Source organism: Leptospira adleri (assembly GCF_002811985.1).
Taxonomy (GTDB): Bacteria; Spirochaetota; Leptospiria; order Leptospirales; family Leptospiraceae; genus Leptospira; species Leptospira adleri.
The window spans coordinates 19936-36673 of sequence record NZ_NPDU01000045.1 but is presented as its reverse complement, the minus strand read 5'-3'; the positions used below and the strand labels follow the sequence as shown (position 1 = coordinate 36673).

The window sequence follows — 16738 nt, the reverse complement described above, 5'->3', positions numbered from 1 at the left end:
ATTCTTTCCACTGCTTGAAATTGAACCGGAGAGGAAACTGGAAACCCGGCCTCGATGATGTCCACTTTCATCGTAGCGAGTTGCGCTGCGATTTCGAGTTTTTCATTTTCGGTCATCGCGGCCCCGGGGCATTGTTCGCCGTCTCGAAGAGTTGTATCAAAAATTCGAACGTAATCTTTCTGATCTTCTGTTGTCATCTTTTACTCGCAAAAAAATCTTCTTCCAGTTTTTTCGGTTTTACTCTTTAGACAACCAATTAAACAAGAAGAATCCGCTTCTTCTAAAATGAAAATGCTCCTCTGAAACAAATGATTCAATTCTACGCATCAAATTTTCAATCCTTGGACTGTACGGTTTCCGCCAATCTCTATTCGGAACTTTTCGGTCTCAAAATCAAAAAAAGCTCCATGGTTCATTCCGAGCTCTTTTGGGAAAACGGCTCGATCCTCCTCTTCAGTAAAGAATCCAAAAATTGTCCGGTCAGTCCCGGAACCTTGACCTTTCGGATTCAAAAATCGGAATGGGAGAATTTAAGAATTCTTCTTTTGAGTCGCGGCTTTTCGATGGAAACTCAGGATTCACAATATTCTTCCGTTTTGGATCCTTGGAAGAATCGAATCTGGTTTTATTTTGAATGAGAGAATGTGGAAAACGACTTTGTTTGAAGTCGAAGTTCTAACGCTCGCTTTAGACTTTCGTAATCTCCGATCGGAACGAGCACGACATCTTTTTCCTCCAAGTCTTTCAAGCCGGACGCGGTCGTGGTGATGATCGGGATTTTTTTGGAGATCGCTTTTAGGAGTTGTCTCGGTTGATTTTCCACGTAGGTCGGATATACAACGAGGCCGATTTCATCCCAAGAATTTTGAAACGATTGTACGGAAAGATCTTCCCAAAATCCCTCTCGTTCCATCGCGTTTCCCAAAACGTATAAGGAAAGATCGAGTTCTTTCGCGAGGCGCTTCATTTCATACGCGCCTTTCCTTCCCAAAGCGGATCCCGGAAATAGAATTCTTTTTTTTTCGGAAACGCGGTTTTCCTTCGAAGCCGGAATCGACCATCGCAATGGAAATGCCTGCTTGGGAAAGAGTTCCAAAATTTCGGAATGCGGAGATAGAATTTTTTGCGCCGATTGAAGCGCTCTCGTTTCGGATTCTACCCAGGAAGAGGATGCACGGTAGTCGTTCAACGTTTCACTCTGCGGAAATTTCGAATACGCTTGGTTCAAACGTTCGTGTAAAACGAATAGGGGAAGTCTCGTCATCAGTACGTCAAAGGTTCTTCCCGCAAAAACTCCCGCTTCCCAAAGCGCCGGAAGCAAAGATTGCGAAACCACAAGGTGAGACGCTTCGTATGAGATTTTTTCGGCGACGGCATCGGCGAGTCTTCGATCCAATTCCAGATTTAGTTGGAATCGGTTCGTATTCTTTCCCGCACAATAGCGTAGTCTGAAACTTCTCGAGAGAGCGGGGAGGAACATTTCTCTTACGTTCTTTGCGTTTCGAATCGTCCAGTCGAAACGATTGGTTCCCCAACGACTTCCGTTTTTCAACGGAAGAATGATCGAATCTTTTGGTTTGCAATGGGCTAGTACGTATTCGTCGAATTCAGGCCATACTTCGTCGAGCGCCCATACCGTGAAATCGGACGAGGGACGGTTGTTCCAACTATGCTGACTACAGGAAATTCTTCCGCAGGAATAACAATCGTTTAGGATTTCGAAATCCGGTCTCGGTTGAAAAACATTCGTCGTATTCTCTTCCGCGAAATCATAGGAGCCATCCTCCGTCTTGAGCGGAGTAAGGGATCGAAAACAGACGATCATATTTTCGGAATTGAATTCGATTTCGATTTGGTAATCCACTAGGGATCTAAATCGCAGATCGAGGTAATTCCATTTAATCGTCGCGTCTTTGTCCTGTTCCGCTTGTGAGCCGGGCAATCCATGCGAATGTCTGTGACGTTCCAAAATTTCAAAACCCGATCGTAGGGCGACGTCATAAAGCGCGTTCGAGATTTGACAAAGTCCTCCCGCAAGACTCGGAACGACACAACCTTCTCGGATTTCCCTGCCCAAAACGTATCCCTTACCGAAATTAGGATTTCCGATCTGATTCCAGAAGCTAAACACTTGTCCGGCCGAAACTTGAACTCCATTCAGCTTTCTGGCAGCAATTCTTAAATTTTCGATTTTGCCCGCGGTGAGAATTTTATTTTCGAGAGTATCGTTCGGATTCCAGAGAGGTGTTTCCGAAATCGCCAGGATCGAGGTGAACGCAGGACGTCGATCGTAAATCTTCTTCCAGAAAGGAATCGGAAAAAGAAGATTCCGAATGCTTCTCAATCCTTGAAAGCATAGGACCCTAAAGGCGAACCACAGTTCATCTGCGCGCGTCTTAACTGGAATCGATTTCGTCAATTGCATGGGAGCTTACCTTTTAACAATCGGAAGCCTTTCTTTTGATTCTAAATTCGTTGTGTCTTTTAGACCCGGTCTTTGAAAGGCCGCGAGTCAAATAAAAATAAGAAGATTGATTTTAACTCAATCTCTTGAGGAACAGACGTTCAATTTTGTATGGAGAATCCAATGCGAAACCTTCCTTAGAAAAACGATATCCGATCGAACCGTCACAACCAAGAAAGAGTAACGTTCCTGAAAATTACGATTTTTGAAATCTTGCGAAGTAAGTTACAAAACTTTCCTCCGCGGAGAACGTAGAGCTTCTAAGGAAGACCGGATCGACGTGGAGAAATTTTTCCGAACTCCGATCCAGAATCAACCGGGTGAAATCGGATCCACGTCCGAACGACCGTCGTGGGTCGCCGCCAAAATCATCTTCTCTGCTTCGGCGCCCAAATACCAGTCTATGAATTTATGCGCTCCATAGATGATCGGAGTGATCGCGAGTGCGACCCCGCATTTGTAGATAAAGTTGTTCGTAGAAATTTGATTCAATTCTTCAAAGCTCAGCTTACCTCCGCTCAAGGCGATGTAGATCACCACGAAGGAATCGACGAGTTGAGAAACGATCGTGGAACCGGTCGCGCGAAGCCAGATAAACTTATTCTTCGTTTTAACCCTTAGAAAATGAAAGATTTGGATATCTATGAGCTGACCGACCAAATAGGCGACGATGGAACCGATGATGATCTTCCCCGAATTCCCAAAGACGATATTAAAGGAGCGATCATCTACGGGAGAATTCGGAGCCGCGGGAATCCACATGTCCAGCATCAAAAGAAAGTAAGCCACAAAGATCATCACCATTCCAACAAGAGTGGTAAAACGAACGCCTTTCCGACCGTAATACTCGTTTAAAAGATCGGTCACGATAAAAGTTACCGGAAACGGAATCACTCCCATGGTAAGAGTGAATCCGAAGGAGACAAAAAGTTTAGAACCGGTGACTTCGGCAAGGATCAGAAACGTGAGAAAGAATCCGTTCAAGGCTATAAATAATTTCAGAGGCTTCGAAAGAGGCATAAGCGGTTTTTCCCCCTGGCATTGGATTTCGTCAACTTGTAAAAAGAACCATTTGACAGTCCTCTAACCTCGAAATCTCTGGAAGAGGATCCTCAAATCAAAGGCTCAAGGAAACTTCTTTATTTTCTGCTTCTTTGATTCGATAATAAGACAGTTAACACAATGGCAAACAAACAAGAAGACAAACACAAAATCCCGGACGGACTCAGTCAACCGGTTCCATTCCCGAGAAATACAGAACCTAAAAAGAAGATCTTATTCTATTCTTTGAGCTGGTTTTTATTATCCGTTCTTTCATTCTCGCTGGGGATCAATCTTCTCAAAAAGGACAATTCTGCGGTTGCAAACCAATCGGCAAACGTCCGCGCCAGTTCCGTCGGGATCATGGACGGAATCAGAGATCTTTTCTTCATCAATAAGCCCGTCCATCAGACTGATAATACGAACTCAACTCCCGAATCCGATTCTTCCAAATCCGGATTTTTCTCCTTTGGAAAAGACGAAGGGGAAATGCCGGATGCGACTCTGCTTCCAAAAGCGGACGAGAATACGACTTTCCGCGCGTCGACTTGGTTTTCAGATTACGAGGCGATGAAAAAAACCGTTCATCTCTACAATGAAATCCATCCATTTATCTACGGAATGAAAGGCCGCGAAACCAATAACGGAGATCTTTATTCGAGCTGGGGAAGCACTCAAAAACACGAACGTGTCGCCGAACTTCGGAAACTCAACCCGAACGTAAAAATCATCCCTACCATTTTCCGTTGGGAGAATAAATACGAAAAGATTTCCGAAAACATCGGAATGAACGGCCGTAACGATATCAGAGACAAACACCTTTCGAACATTCTTCATGAACTCGATACGTACGGTTATGACGGAATCGATATCGACTACGAAGGAATGAGCTGCGAAAAAAAGGAAAAGTTCGAAGAGTTCATCGTAATTCTTTCCAAAGAAGTTCATAAACGCGGAAAGATCTTATCCGTCGCGGTTCACCCGAAAACTCCCGCGAAAAAAGAAACATTCAAGGCTTGTAAGGGACTGAAGGAAAAAATCAAAATGGATTACGCGGAAAATTGGAGAGGGCCGATGACTCACGACTACGCCTTTCTCGCAAAGTATGCGGATCGTATTAAGATTATGGCATACGAACTTCATCCGCGGAAATATAGAAATCCCGGTCCCGGACCTCAAGCTCCGAACACTTGGATCAAAAGTATCATAGAATACGCGAAAGCAAGGGTTCCTTCCCGTCAGTTATATATGGCGATTCCGACGTACGGTTACGACTGGGCTCTAAACTGTAACTCGAAAATCAAATCGGTTTATTATCAGGATGCGGTTCGCAAAAAGGATTTGGGAATTCACAGACAACCGACTAACATCGATCAGATTATGGCGGATTCGAAGAACTCAAGCACTTGGACCAATCTTTCCAAGTTTTCGTGGGTACATACCGGAAAGACATACGAGGATCCGAGTATCTGGTATAAGTCCGAAGGTTGCGATCGTGTCGCCTTCTACATGAATCGTAAAGCGTTCGAAGACAAGATGAGTCTTTTGAGACAATACGACTTGGGGGGATTTTCGTTTTGGCAGTTGATCAGCGACAACGATCCCGGCATCAACGATTATCTAGAATTATTGGTTTCTAATAAACTTCCTCCCGTTGAAAAAATCAAAGAACCCGTAAAGGATCCAAACGCTCCCGGCAAGGACGCGCAACAAAATCCGGAAGAAGCAAACGTAAACCGCCAACACGCGGAGAAAGTTGCCAGAAAACAAGGTTAACACTCTTATCACCGACTCTCCCTTAGAAGCGGCTAAAATTCTGCTTCGGGGAGGGCTTGTTGTTTTTCCAACCGAAACCGTCTATGGAATCGGAGCTTCCGCCTTCGATCACAAGGCGTGCAGAAGAATTTACGAAGTAAAAAAACGTCCGGCCGACAATCCTCTCATACTTCACGTGGAAAATCTGGCCTCTCTCAAGGTCTGCGCCGAAGTCAATCCAGCCGGTGAAATAGTTTTTCGAAAGTTTTCCCCCGGCGCGGTGACCGGCATTTTTCCCAAAAAAGATCCGAACTTATTCACTGCTGAACTGCAAACAGTCGCAGTAAGAATTCCGTCCAATCCAACCGCGCATTCTTTTTTAGAATTTTGTAATGTTCCCGTCGCGGCGCCTTCCGCCAATCTTTCCGGAAAACCGTCCTTAACAAAAATGGAATATATTCTGGAGGAATTTTCCGGCAAAGTGGATTGCATTTTAAAGGGAGAGGAACCGCGGATCGGGATCGAATCGACTGTGATTGACTTCACATCGGAGCCTCCGATTCTTTTGCGTCCCGGATTTGTGGACGTTCAAGATCTCAGGGAAATTCTTCCGGACTTACGAGTCTGGACTTCGAACGAGAAAAAGTCCGATACATCGGAGGAAGCGCCGATCAGCCCCGGACTTAAATACCGTCACTACGCTCCGATTTGTAAGGTGATTTTAAAGGAGAATCTGGAGGACGTTCCGAAAACCGCGGCTCAGATCGGATTTCGGTTTAACAACGATGTCGCTTATCAAATCCGGGTTTCCTCCAACGAGGAATATATGAGGTCTCTTTATTCTTTTTTTGTGGAATGTGATCGAAGAGAAATCAAAGAAGCCTTCTGTGAAATTCCGAAAGAAGGAAGGGGAAAAGAAGCGCTTCTAAATCGAATCACAAAGGCCGCCTCGAAATGATCGGCTTATCCTTGGTTCCAGAACGAAGATCGAAAGAGAAATTGTCCTTCGGAAAAGAGAAATTTCTTTTTTAAAGAACTCCTTGCTTCGCCAAGGCTTTCATTCAGCAAAGCGGAAAGCGCTTCATTCTTACGGAACTCAAAAGCGCTCAAAAAACTAGGTTTGAGTGACTTTAGAAAACTCTGAAACGTAAACAAGGTGGGAAGGTATTGCAACTGAATCCGTTCCGTTTTGAGTTCTTGTTTAATATCGTCCACAAGACCCAGAAAGTCTGTGATGGAATCGATCATCTTGTCCTTTAAAAATTGGCTTGCCGTGAAAACTTTTCCCTGACCGAATCTTTGATCCAACGTGGAAACGCTGATCTTGCGCGCGTCGGCGACCCTTTTGTAAAAGAGACCTTCCGATTCCCGAATTTCCTGTTCCATTAACTTTTTAGAATCTGCTTGGATCGGACCGTACTCGGAAAGCAGATCTCTGTATTTGTAAAATCCGACTCTGTCTTTAGTGACGCCTAACTTGGAATAAAGATTTTTGAGATCCATCCTAAGGGAAATGCTTCCGATGCTTCCCACGATACTGTAAGGCGAAGAATAGATCTTGGACGCGCCGCAGGAGAGATAATAACCGCCGCTTGCGGAAACGTTTTGAACGTACGCGTAGACGAGCTTCTTTTTTGACAACTTTAGGATTTCCTGATAAAGAAGTTCGGACACAAACGCGGAACCTCCGGGAGAATCCACTTCCAAAATGACCGCTTTGACCGCCTGTTCTTCCCTGAGTTCTTTGAGAGCGTTTTTTACCGAATGATACGAGATTCCTTCCGTCTTTCCGTCGCCTTTCCCTATAGTGTCGTGGTGAATATTCCCTTTCAGCGGAAGAATTGCTACGACGGGTTCCTTTTTCGAAAACACTTTAAAATTTCTTAATTTAGAAAAACGGTATAAACCGGAAAGAGTCAGCTCCTTGGTGCGAGGTTTTTGTTTTTCTTCCTCGTTTGTGTAACCTTCATACAGAAAATTTTCCCGAAAATCCTCTTCGTTCAAAAAACCGGTGACGAACTTTCTTTCTTTCAAAAGCTTCGCCGATAAAAAAGGTTCCGAAAACGTTTTTAAGGAGAATTTTGTATAACGTTGAAACAGATTTTCCAGATCGGTCGTCATCTGTTTGAGAAGTAGATTCAGATTCTCCCTTGCCTTGGGGGAAAATTTATCCCTTTGAAAGGATTCTCCGAAGGATTTATAAGGACCGCTCTGAAAGGTTTCGACTTTTACTCCCCATTTTTTACCGGCGTTGCCGAAAAAAAACGATTCCGCGGAAGGAAGGACGGGAAAAAATTCGGAAGCCTCCGAACAAAATCGAGTATTACAAATTCCTAAAAGAAAAAGAGACTTGAGTCCTCCCGTGAGAGCGAACCCTTCCAGTTCGACGCCGGATTCTTTCAAAATTTGAAGTCTTTCTCCTATGCTAAGCGTTTCTCCGAAACCGTATTCGGGTTGTTGTATGAGAACCGAAACTTTTTTGAGTCCCGGGATTTGAGAGAGTAGTTTTAATTCCGATAGGAATTCCGTAAAAAAAAGATCCTCGTCTTTTGAGGAAAGCAGTCTCATAAAGAAAGATTTGCGATAACTAGAAAATTCGGAAGGAACCTCGAGAAAGTAGTGATTGCCTCGAAAGAATCGAAATCGGATCCAACGAACGAGTTGGGAAATCAGACGTATCGGTAAAAAGACGAGTTTAAGAAAATTTCGAAACATGAAAGCCAGTATCGGGATTGGATTCTTCCGGAAAAAGAAGAATTTGTTTCAGGAAAGGAGTTTTCAGATTTTCGGAAGCTATAAATCCTAAAAAGTGAGAGGGTAATTCATTGCAGGAAATTCGGATTCGGGGTGCGAGAGAGCATAACCTAAAAAATATCAACGTGGACATTCCCAGAGACAAACTCGTCGTCATAACGGGTTTGTCCGGTTCCGGAAAATCCTCTCTCGCATTCGATACGATCTACGCGGAAGGTCAGAGAAGATACGTGGAAAGTTTGTCCGCGTATGCGAGACAGTTTTTGGGTCAGATGGAGAAACCGGATTTGGATCTCATCGAAGGTCTTTCTCCCGCGATTTCTATCGAACAAAAGACGACTCATAGAAATCCAAGATCCACCGTAGGAACTGTAACGGAAATTTACGATTATCTCCGTTTGCTCTATGCCCGAGTCGGAAAACCCCATTGTCCAGAATGCGGAACCCCGATCCAATCGATGTCGATCGATCAGATCACGGCGCGGGTTCTTGCGTTTCCGCAAGGAAGCAAACTCCAGATCCTGGCTCCCCTTGTTTCCGGGAAGAAGGGAGAACACAAAGACATTCTAGAGAAGGTTCGTAAGGACGGGTTCAACCGCGTGAGAATCAACGGAGAAATCCGAACCTTGGACGAAGAAATCGTCTTAAAGAAGAATTTCAAAACCTCCATCGAAATTGTAGTGGATCGAATCGTGATGAAGGATGGAATCCGAAGTCGACTCGCCGATTCCGTTGAGACCGCGCTCAAACAATCCGAAGGGCTTGTGATCTTGGACGACGGAACCAAAGATCACGTCCTTTCCCAGAAGATGGCTTGTCCGAACGGACACGATATCGGTTTTACAGAACTCACACCGAGAATGTTCTCCTTCAATTCTCCTTACGGAGCTTGTGAAACCTGCGACGGTCTCGGAAGTTTGTTGGAATTCGACGAGGATCTTCTTGTGAACGATCCCGAACTCTCACTTGTGGACGGTTGTATCGAAGCCTGGGCCGGTTCCAAGAGCAACGGCTTTTGGTTTATGGCGACCCTCAAGTCTTTATCCGACTCTCTAAAATTTAAGATGAACACTCCTTGGAAGGACCTTCCCGAAAAGACGAGGCAGACGATCCTCCACGGAGATAAAAAGATAAAAATTGAATATGATTTCCGCGGCGCGAATTCCCATTACGAGTTCACGAAAGAATACGAGGGTGTGATTCCGAATCTTCAGAGAAGATACAAGGAAACAAAATCAGACTCGATGCGTCAGTGGTTCGAATCCTATATGACCAATCATCCTTGTCCTTCCTGTAAAGGAAAACGTCTCAAAAGGGAAAGTCTTTCAGTAAAGGTGCATAACGTTCCTGTGGACGAGTTCACTTCCTTTTCGATCGAAAAGGCCCTACATTTTGTGGAGAATCTAAAGGTAACGGGCGCCGAGGAAATCATCGCCAAACCGATCTTAAAGGAAATTCATCAGAGGCTGACTTTTTTGAACGACGTCGGCGTAGGATATCTTACGCTCGAAAGAAGCGCCGGTTCCTTGTCCGGAGGAGAAGCGCAGAGAATCCGTTTGGCGACTCAGATCGGTTCTAGACTGATGGGAGTTCTTTATATCCTGGACGAACCTTCGATCGGATTACACCAGAGGGATAACACAAAACTCATCGCGACTCTCAAAAATCTCAGGGACTTAGGAAACACGGTGCTTGTGGTCGAACACGATCACGAAACGATGGAAGAATCTGATTGGCTCATCGACATGGGACCGGGCGCAGGAGTCCACGGAGGAAAGATCGTTTGTGCCGGAACTCCGGAGCAGGTAGCCAAGGATAAAAATTCCCTAACGGGTAAATATCTTTCCGGAAGGATGACGATTCCGATTCCGGAAAAACTCAGGGACGGAAACGGTTTTCAACTTCAGATCATCGGAGCCAAGGAAAATAATCTCAAAAATATCGACGTCACGATTCCCCTCGGAAAGTTAGTCGTCATTACGGGTGTTTCCGGTTCCGGAAAATCGACATTGATCAACGACATTCTCTACAACGCGGCGGCGCACAAGGTGATGAAGATGAAAACCTTGGCCGGAAAACACAAGACGATCAAGGGTTTTGAACAGATCGACAAGATCATCAATATAGATCAGTCTCCGATCGGAAGAACTCCTCGTTCCAATCCGGCGACATACACGGGTCTTTTTACTCCGATCCGGGAAATGTTTTCCAATCTGGAGGACGCAAAACTCAGAGGCTACGGCCCGGGAAGATTCAGCTTCAACGTCAGCGGCGGAAGGTGTGAAACCTGCGAAGGAGACGGGATTCTTAAAATCGAAATGCACTTTCTTCCGGACGTTTACGTAACCTGCGAAGTGTGCAAGGGTAAACGATACAATCAGGAAACATTAGAAGTTCGTTATAAAGGAAAGAATATCTTCGACGTCCTCGAAATGACCATCGAAGACGCAAATCAATTCTTCGAGAACATTCCCATCGTAAAGAGAAAACTCGAAACTCTGATGGAAGTCGGACTCGGCTATATCCGTCTCGGACAACCCGCGACCACGTTTTCGGGAGGAGAAGCTCAGAGAATCAAACTTGCGACCGAACTTTCCAAACGACCAACCGGAAAAACTTTGTATATCTTGGACGAGCCGACGACCGGACTTCATTTCGAAGACGTTAGACATCTTTCCGTAGTACTTCACACTCTCGTGGATCGCGGCAATTCCATGATCGTCATCGAACACAATCTCGACGTGATCAAACAAGCCGATTGGTTGATCGATATGGGACCCGAAGGAGGGGACGGAGGAGGACTCGTAATCGCCGAAGGAACTCCCAAGGATGTCGCAAAGGTAAAAAATTCCTATACCGGACAATATCTAAAGAAGATCTTTGCATCCGATAAAAAGAAAACCGGTTGAGGTCTTGAATGAAACTGAAAGAATTCTTATCTTCCTTACCATCCGAAGAGTATCGAAGCGTATTTCGAAACTCTCTTCCTTATTTGGTGGAAGAAGGATACTTTGACGCGATCTTAGGCGGATCTTTCGTAACTTTTCACAAAAAGATTTTTGAATTGGGTTCTTATCCGAGAGGGATCGGCATCGGAATCGCGCTCATGGCTCAGACCAACGTCGCAGGCAGAATTCTAAAATTTGTTTCCGAAGGATTTGCAAATGAAACCGAAACGAACCGACTTCCCGAACGAGATAAAACGATAACGATCGTAAAGAAACTTTTACAAGGAGTCGGAACGGGAAAGGACATCGTTTCGATGGGCGTGAGTGAAAACGGTTGGAAGGGAAGAATTTCGAATATCACCAGTTCTTATACGATCGAAGGAGATCGGATTTTGTTGAATCTCACGAAATCCTTTTTAACAAACGGCGCGAACTGCAGCGGTTTTTTCGTGGTCGCAAAATCTCCGGCGGAAAGTTACGATGTGATCTACGTTCCATTGAACGCTCCCAAACTGGAGGTCGAACTTTTTGATTTGGAATACGCGAAGGAGGCGACTCATTGTCGTTTGAAAGGCGAGGGACTTTCTTTTCCTCCGGAGAATCTAGTTTTTCTAAACTACCAAGAATACGCGCCCGAAATCCATCTTTCCGAAATGCTTTCCGCTTCCGCTCTTTTTTGCGGTTATGTGGATTTGATTCTTAGGACTCTTTTGCGCGAAAAAAGGGATTCCGTCGATCCGAGGATTGCCGGAAAGATAATAGACATTCAACAATTGTTATATTCTAAAATTCTTGAAATCTCCGGAAAAAAGGACCGGGATCCGGATTTTAGAATGGAGGACGTTCATCCCTACGGATACGAAACCGCGCTCGATCTGATCCACTCTTGGCTTACTGAGTGCGTCAGCAGCGTGGAACTGACAAAGATGTTTCCGGATATCGGTCTTTTTTATTCGATTCATCCGGGCAAAACGCCCATCTATCAAAAAAACATCCTAAAAAAAATCAGAGCTCTTCGTTAGATTTTGTATTTGTTTTTTCTACCAAGTTCGTCTCGCTCGTTCTGATTCGTTCAATCAAAGAAAAACGGACTTCCATTTTCTTTTTTTGAATCGGGAAATATCCAAAAAGATCGATTCCTTCGACTTTTGTGTGACCTTGAATTTTCCAAAAAGACCGGAAAGTGTAGTACCTCACACAAATTCAAAATCACACGGATGTATCGCATCGAAATCGAATAAGGATCCAAAGAAAACGATAAAATCGAAAAATTTAGTTTATTATAAATTCTTAAAATAATTTTGACCTATTCTTTATTTTAAGAATTTTCGAAGATATTGTAAGACTTGCGACTTTTGTTATATGTAAAAAAGAGGAATGCTCTACCGTTCTGCAGTACGGTCGGCGACGATTCGGCATCCACTCCAACTTTCAAATTGTCAATGGTGGTGATGATGCCCGTGATGACCTTGGTGCGGCCCGTGAGAATCGTGAACCGAAAGTTCGGCGATTTTTCTTGTGAGTTCCGATTCTTCGCACTGAACTGTGACAAAATCGATTCCAAATTCCGATTTTAGAATTTGCTGAGTTTGATAAACGATCTCACCCGAAGTTTTTAAATCCGCCACCGAAAGACGCAGAGTGCAAGCGTGAACTCCTCTTGTGATCGCCCAAAAATGATAATCCACAATTTTCCGAATGCCGGAGATTTTCCGGAGGTGTTCGAGAATATGAGGAATATCGAAAGTGGGAGGAGAGGATTCGAGAAGAACCGATAGACTTTCACTGAAAATCGACCATGCGGAACGAAAAATCAGAATCGAAATGATAACGCTGATAAGAGGATCGATCCAATTCCAACGCGTAAAATAGATCAAAATCGATCCGATCAAAACTCCCGCAGTCGCCAAAAGGTCGCTCAGTACGTGAATGTAAGCGGATTTGATATTGATGTTCTCGTTGCTAAAACGAAATAGAATCCAAGCGCTGATTAGATTCAAAACGATCCCGCCGGAACTGAAGATCAACATCTGAAAACTCAAAATCTCTTTTTGATTCTGAAATCGTTCGATCGCCTCGTAAAAAATATAAAACGAAATTCCGAAGATCAAAACCGAATTCACAAGAGAAGTGAGAATTTCGATTCTATAATAACCGAAAGAATATTTCGGATTCGGTTTTTTGGAAGCGAGTAACACCGCGATCAAGGAAAGGGAAAGTGCGATCGCGTCCGTGATGATATGCCCCGCGTCGGCGAGAAGAGCGATACTCCCGCTACGGATTCCCCCGATGACTTCGACCGCGAAGATGGTAAGAGAAACAAAAATCGCAAGAAGGATGGATCGTTTTAAACCCTTCTCCTGGCTTCTTTCTACGTGATGGAGTTGAAAAAAATCATCCATCAACGGGGAACGACTACGATATCGACTCTTCGATTGAGAGCGCGGTTTTCGGGAGTATCGTTAGACACGATCGGTTGGAATTCTCCATAACCCGCAAGAGACATGTTTCTTGCGTCCAAGTTCTTATTTTCCAAGAAGTAGTGCAGAACCGATAAGGCTCTTTCTCCGGACAACTGCCAATTGTCCGCGAACTTTTTTGTACGGATCGGAACGTTGTCCGTATGTCCTTCGATGATGATCAAATTTCCTGGATAATTTACGAGGATGTCTTTGATTTTATCCAAGGCCGGAAGGATCGCTTTTTTGAGATCCGCCGATCCGGAATCAAAGGAGATTTTATCGTCGATATTGATCACCAAACGGTTGTGAAATCGTTTGAGACGGATCTGTCCTTTTTTAATTTCATCGGTGAGTTTCGTTTCGAGTTCGTTTGCCTGTTCCGAAAGTCGATCCAATTCTTTTTTCTGGTTCTCGGAAAGATTTTTGAGTTTAGAGATTTCGTCGTTTAGGGAAAGAATTCTCGCTTCGAGGTCGCCGATTTTTTTTTCATATTCTTTCTGCAATGCTTCGGTCTTTTTTTGACAAGCGGCTCTTTCCTTCTCGAGTTCCTCTTTTAGATTCTCCAGAAGTTCTCGGAATTTTTTGGCCTGTCTTTCGTTTTCTTCGATGAGTTCTTTTTCTTTGTTCGTACTTTTTGCTTTTAGGACCGCAATCTGGTTTTCGAGAGCCTTGATCTTTTCTTCGCTTAAGTCGTTGTCCTTGGATCTGAATTCTTTTTCTCTCGCTAAAAGATCTTCCAAAGAACGGATTTTAGATTCGATCTCCAGTTTTTCTTTTTTAAAATTTTCGGTCTCGTTTCTGTATCTGGTTCTCAGGGAATCCAATTCGATTTCGAGCGCGATCTTTTCGTTGTAAACCTTGTTGTATTCCCAGGGATAATAAAACGCATCTGCTGAGAGCGGTTGGATGGTAAGAAGGAATGCGAAGAATAGAAGAAAAGAATCAGTCCAAAACGATTTCATCGGTGATACACTCTGTGTTTCTACGATGGAACAGAGTGAGATCGGGTCAAATGAAAAACTCCTTTTTTGACGGGAGAATGGAAATTCATTGATCGGTCTGGAAAGTTTTCAATCCTGTTCTTTGAAACCATTTCTTGGGAGAATTTATGGAAGAAAAAGGAGCCGGTCAGAGTCTATTCTCGGAAAAAGCGAATCCTTCTTCTTTGGAATGGATCGAATTCTTCCAGGAAAAAATCAAGGAGGCGGACGTCGCGTTTTTGGATCGTTTTCTCGCCCTCAATCATCCGGCGGATATCGCGGAGGTTTTGGAGAAGCTGGAAGAAGACGAGGTCTTTTATGTTTTCAAACGTTGCGATTCCGAACTCCAGAGTTCGATCTTAGTCGAGTTCGACGAAGAATTTCAAGCGGACCTGATTTCCCGTCTTCAGATGAAGGAAATCTCTCCGATTCTCGAGAATATGGAAACGGACGAACTTTCGAGTTTGATTTCCGAGTTTCCAAAAGACAAAGCGGAAGAAATTCTGAACTCCATCGACCAAGAGGATTCTTCCCAGATCCGAAAACAGCTCACCTTCCGGGAATACACTGCGGGCCGATTGATGAACACCGTATTCGCTTCCGCCGTGGAGACGGACACGGTTCGAAAGGCGATCATCAAACTCAGAAAAATCGCAAGGGACACCGACGATATCTATCATCTCTATCTCACCGATGAGAATAACGTTCTCAAGGGTTACGTTAAATTAAAAAATTTATTTCTTGCTCCCTTGAACACAAAGGTCAGTCGCCTGATGAAGACCGGTTTTACTTCCATCCACTACGATACGGATCAGGAAGAGGTGGCAAAGATATTCCGAAAATACGACTTAGTTTCCGCGGCGGTGGTCGACGATCTTGGAAGAATTTTGGGAAGAATCACCGTAGACGACATTTTGGATATCGTTCACGAAGAGGCGTCCGAGGACATTCTCCGATTGGGAGGCGTTTCCGAAGAGGAAAAACTCACGTCATCTGTTTTAACGTCCGTTAGGCGAAGAATCGTCTGGTTGACGATCAATCTCGGAACCGCGTCTCTTGCCGCTTCCGTGGTTTCTTTTTTCGGAGATACGATCGAAAAATACGTTTTGCTCGCATCTTTGATGCCGATCGTCGCCGGAATGGGCGGAAACGCCGGAACTCAGTCGATCACTCTTATCGTTCGAAATCTAGCGACGGGAGATCTGACTACCGAAAACTGGAAGTCCGCGATCCGAAAAGAGGGTTTGGTCGGACTCTTCAACGGATTCATGGTCGGTGTGACCGCGGGCTTGATCGTCTATCTTTTCACCGGAAACACTGCTTTGGCCGCGGTTATGTTTATGGCATTGCAGGCCAATCTTTTGATCGCGGCGGTGATAGGAACTTCCATTCCCTTGTTGCTTCGGGTGCTCGGAATCGATCCCGCAATCGCGTCTTCGATTTTTGTGACGACCTTCACGGACGTATTCGGATTTTTTTGCTTTTTAGGATTGGCGACGATCTTCATTCATTTATTGTAATGTATTTGGATCAAAGAACGAAAGAAAAACAAAATGGAAACGAGTCATTTAAGAATAGAATTTAGTTTCGGAGAATAAAAATCGATGTCGGGTATGAAGTCAAAGTTTACATTCACAAAAATTCTTATCATTGTCGGGATCACTTGGAGCGGGCTCGGAATTCTTTCCTGTTCCACGACCACCAAAAACACCGAAGGAGAAACGGTGAGAACCGAACCGGTTCCCAATCCAGCCGGGGAAAACGAGCCCGTTTTGGACGAGGAAGGTAAGGAAGTCTCGCTCAATACCGGAGATCATCCGGCGTTTCTCAAACCTTCCAAGGATCCGCTGGAATACTTTCGAGTTCATATTTCGAGCGACGGATATCAGCTAAGACAACTCCGCGGTTCTAAATTCATCAAACGCAAAGTGGACAAGGGCGGCGACGCTCTCATCAGCGAAGAATTGGTTCGTTACAATAAAATCAACTTCATCGACGACGGAATCATTATAGTGGTGTTAAACGGAAATACCGGAGCTTTCGAAACGATTCGTTTTAACACCAGGGTTCCTAGGATCAACGACCTCGCCAAGATCGTTCAAAACGACGTTACTCGCTGGTCTATGGAACATTCCGAAGATAAGCCCGTAGTTACTAAATTCCAAATTCATTATACTCTCGAGCTCAAAAACAAGGTGGGAAGCAATCGAGACGTTGTGAAGGAAGAATTAAAAAAAGAAGTGATCCGCAGAAAATGACGAAGGATTCGTTTCCGGTACTGGAATATTCAATTTTAAGAATATTTTGATAGGCTTGATTCTTTTTTTTATACGG

At 44.3% G+C, this 16738-nt stretch carries 12 protein-coding genes and 1 pseudogene; 7 read left to right on the top strand and 6 right to left on the bottom strand.

Annotated elements, in window-relative coordinates; translation table 11 throughout:
- A pseudogene (locus CH376_RS16020) lies at window positions 1–197 on the bottom strand (2-isopropylmalate synthase); the annotation flags it as partial.
- A 111-nt stretch (window positions 198–308) separates the two neighbouring features.
- Between CH376_RS16020 and CH376_RS16015 the strand changes: the two are divergent.
- The gene (locus CH376_RS16015) at window positions 309–638 is read left to right on the top strand and encodes a hypothetical protein (RefSeq protein ID WP_100783744.1); all 330 of its coding nucleotides are present in this window, start codon (window positions 309–311) and stop codon (window positions 636–638) included.
- Here the strand turns inward: CH376_RS16015 and CH376_RS16010 are convergent.
- Together CH376_RS16010 and CH376_RS16005 are read right to left on the bottom strand one after the other, a co-directional pair.
- A complete protein-coding gene (locus tag CH376_RS16010) occupies window positions 626–2425 on the bottom strand; it encodes a VanW family protein (protein ID WP_100783743.1) in 1800 nt (599 codons plus the stop codon). The genes CH376_RS16015 and CH376_RS16010 overlap by 13 nt on opposite strands.
- Window positions 2426–2776: 351 nt before the next feature.
- Window positions 2777–3484: a queuosine precursor transporter gene (locus CH376_RS16005; RefSeq protein ID WP_100783742.1), complete on the bottom strand. Its 708-nt coding sequence runs from the start codon at window positions 3482–3484 to the stop codon at window positions 2777–2779.
- 162 nt (window positions 3485–3646) lie between these two features.
- Between CH376_RS16005 and CH376_RS16000 the strand changes: the two genes are divergently transcribed.
- A complete protein-coding gene (locus tag CH376_RS16000; RefSeq protein ID WP_100783741.1) occupies window positions 3647–5281 on the top strand; it encodes a glycosyl hydrolase family 18 protein in 1635 nt (544 codons plus the stop codon).
- On the top strand, window positions 5262–6218 hold the full coding sequence (locus tag CH376_RS15995; protein ID WP_100783740.1) for an L-threonylcarbamoyladenylate synthase: 957 nt from the start codon (window positions 5262–5264) through the stop codon (window positions 6216–6218). The genes CH376_RS16000 and CH376_RS15995 overlap by 20 nt, the downstream gene beginning before the upstream one ends.
- Window positions 6219–6223: 5 nt before the next feature.
- Here CH376_RS15995 and CH376_RS15990 read toward each other — a convergent pair whose 3' ends face one another.
- Window positions 6224–7975, bottom strand: coding sequence for a S49 family peptidase (locus CH376_RS15990; protein ID WP_100783739.1), 1752 nt, complete (start codon window positions 7973–7975; stop codon window positions 6224–6226).
- Window positions 7976–8085: 110 nt separating this feature from the next.
- Here CH376_RS15990 and uvrA point away from each other — a divergent pair, with 110 nt between their 5' ends.
- Window positions 8086–10923 (top strand): excinuclease ABC subunit UvrA, encoded by a 2838-nt coding sequence (uvrA, locus tag CH376_RS15985; protein WP_100783738.1) that lies wholly within the window; start codon window positions 8086–8088, stop codon window positions 10921–10923.
- A gap of 8 nt (window positions 10924–10931) precedes the next feature.
- Window positions 10932–11984 (top strand): acyl-CoA dehydrogenase family protein, encoded by a 1053-nt coding sequence (locus tag CH376_RS15980; protein ID WP_100783737.1) that lies wholly within the window; start codon window positions 10932–10934, stop codon window positions 11982–11984.
- A gap of 417 nt (window positions 11985–12401) precedes the next feature.
- Here the strand turns inward: CH376_RS15980 and CH376_RS15970 are convergent, their stop codons facing one another.
- Together CH376_RS15970 and CH376_RS15965 are read right to left on the bottom strand one after the other, a co-directional pair.
- Complete coding sequence (locus CH376_RS15970; protein WP_100783735.1) at window positions 12402–13364, bottom strand: cation diffusion facilitator family transporter; 963 nt, start codon at window positions 13362–13364, stop codon at window positions 12402–12404.
- The gene (locus CH376_RS15965; protein WP_100783734.1) at window positions 13364–14386 is read right to left on the bottom strand and encodes an OmpA family protein; all 1023 of its coding nucleotides are present in this window, start codon (window positions 14384–14386) and stop codon (window positions 13364–13366) included. The genes CH376_RS15970 and CH376_RS15965 overlap by 1 nt, the downstream gene beginning before the upstream one ends.
- A gap of 146 nt (window positions 14387–14532) precedes the next feature.
- Here CH376_RS15965 and mgtE point away from each other — a divergent pair, with 146 nt between their 5' ends.
- Window positions 14533–15924, top strand: coding sequence for a magnesium transporter (gene mgtE, locus CH376_RS15955; protein WP_100784068.1), 1392 nt, complete (start codon window positions 14533–14535; stop codon window positions 15922–15924).
- 84 nt (window positions 15925–16008) lie between these two features.
- A complete protein-coding gene (locus tag CH376_RS15950; protein ID WP_100783732.1) occupies window positions 16009–16662 on the top strand; it encodes an LA_2219 family laminin/E-cadherin/plasminogen-binding protein in 654 nt (217 codons plus the stop codon).
- Window positions 16663–16738: the final 76 nt, after the last annotated feature.